The organism is Actinoplanes sp. ATCC 53533, from assembly GCF_003947245.1.
In genome coordinates this window covers 1-1,743 of sequence record NZ_QHHV01000457.1, presented here as the reverse complement: position 1 = coordinate 1,743, position 1,743 = coordinate 1, and the positions used below count along the sequence as shown (strand labels likewise).

Sequence of the window (1,743 nt, the reverse complement as noted above, 5' to 3'; positions counted from 1 at the left end):
TGGGCCGGGCTGCTGCCGATCTCCGAGCGGGTGCTCGGCCCGGACCACCCGGACACCCTGATCGTCCGGGCCAACCTCGCCGGCTGGACCGGGGAAGCGGGTGACGTGGCCGCCGCCCGCGACCAGTACGCCGCCCTGCTGCCGATCTCCGAGCGGGTGCTCGGCCCGGACCACCCCGACACGCTGGCCACCCGGAACAACGTCGTCTTCTGGAGAGCGCAGGCCTACCGGAGCAACGCGGACGGCCGGCCGCGGTAGCCGGGGAAGTCCTCAACCGAGCAGACGATCCAAATCGCGGGCAATTGCCGCGTGGGTGCTGCGAGTCGTTGTGGGCCTCTTGTTTCTCCTGATAGCAGCTACCAAGCTCATTGGCACCGCGGACACAGTCGATTACTTCGAAGCTATCGGCTGGGGACAATGGTTTCGCTATCTGACGGGGTCGCTCGACCTCGTGGGCGCGGTGCTGTTGTTCGTGCCTCGTCGCACATTTTACGGGGCGGTCGTGCTCATCAGTTCCGTCGGAACGGCGACCGTGCTTTCCGTGACAGTGCTCAGCCTGGATCCACCGACGCAGTTGGCGCTGATCCCTGATTGATTGTTTCGATGTCGGGCGGTTCGCCGTTTCGGTGGGCGTGGGGAATCCGCCGATCTCGTGGTCGGCTCGCTCCGGGGTGTGGTCTTCGGGATGGTTGGGTTGGTGGTGTGGCCTGCGACGGCCGCCTGTTCCGGTCCGGTAGGGGTGCTTTTAGCCTGGTGCGGTGGCGGTGTAGATGTTCTCGAACGCTGTCTGCCAAGGCCAGCTGTCGGGTAGGTGCAGGTGGATGGTGCGGGCCCGGTGCGCGATCCGGGCGGCGACGTTGATGATCCGGGTCCGGATGGTCGCCGGCCGGGCGACCGACCAGGCGCCCGCGGCAAGATGACCGGCGGCGCGGGTGAGGTTGTGGGCGATCGCGGCGCAGGCAAGCCAGGCGTCGTTCGCGCTGAACCGGCCCGAGGGCAGGTGCGCCAGGGGCCCGGCGATCAGATCCGCGTTGATCTGCTCGATGATCGCGTGGCCGCGGTGCTGCGCTTCGGCCTGGGCGAGCACGAACGGCGAGTCGGTGAGCACCGCGTGATACCGATAAGACGGCATCAGTTCGCCCTGGCCGGGGTGCTGGGCGGGGTCGTCACGGCGGATCCGACGCACGATCAGCCGTGCGGTCACCTGGTAGCGGGTGCCGGCGAACGCGGTGTAGGTGGTTTCGGCGATCTGCGCATCGGAGATCCGCCTGCCGGCGTCCTCATCCCACACGGCCTGCGGATACTTGATGTCGATCCACTCGTGTTCGCTGATGCTCTCGCACGCCGTGCGGATCTTCGCGTCGATCCGGCAGGTGACCGAGAACCGCACGTTGCGTCGCCGACATGCGGTGATCACGGTCTTGGCGTAGAACGCCGAATCGGCCCGCACCACGATCTCCCCCGACGCGCCGCACGCGCGGGCGGTCGTGATCGCCTCGGCGATCATGCTCGCGGCGCCCCGCGCGGAGCCGGCGTTACCCGCCCGTAGCCTCGTTGCGGCGATCACCGGTGCTGACAGTGGTGTGGACAGCGTGGCGATCAGTGGGTTGTAGCCACGCAGCCAGACGTCATAACCGCCGACCTTCGCATGGCCGAACCCGATGCCCTGCTTCTGTTTGCCGTAGACCCGGCGCAGCACCGAGTCGACGTCCACAAAGGTCAGAACGTCGGCACCGGCAAGGA

At 67.6% G+C, this 1,743-nt stretch carries 3 protein-coding genes; 2 read left to right on the top strand and 1 reads right to left on the bottom strand.

Features of this window, described 5'->3' with window-relative positions; all coding sequences use genetic code 11:
- Positions 1-258: tetratricopeptide repeat protein (locus DMB66_RS59085; protein ID WP_148112944.1), on the top strand; the 258-nt coding region annotated here is incomplete at its 5' end.
- 55 nt (positions 259-313) lie between these two features.
- The gene (locus DMB66_RS62155; protein ID WP_255441679.1) at positions 314-595 is read left to right on the top strand and encodes a DoxX family membrane protein; all 282 of its coding nucleotides are present in this window, start codon (positions 314-316) and stop codon (positions 593-595) included.
- Positions 596-745: 150 nt separating this feature from the next.
- On the opposite strand, the gene DMB66_RS59075 is transcribed toward DMB66_RS62155, so the two are convergent.
- On the bottom strand, positions 746-1,743 hold a 998-nt coding region (locus tag DMB66_RS59075; protein ID WP_125812624.1), incomplete at its 5' end, for an IS1380 family transposase.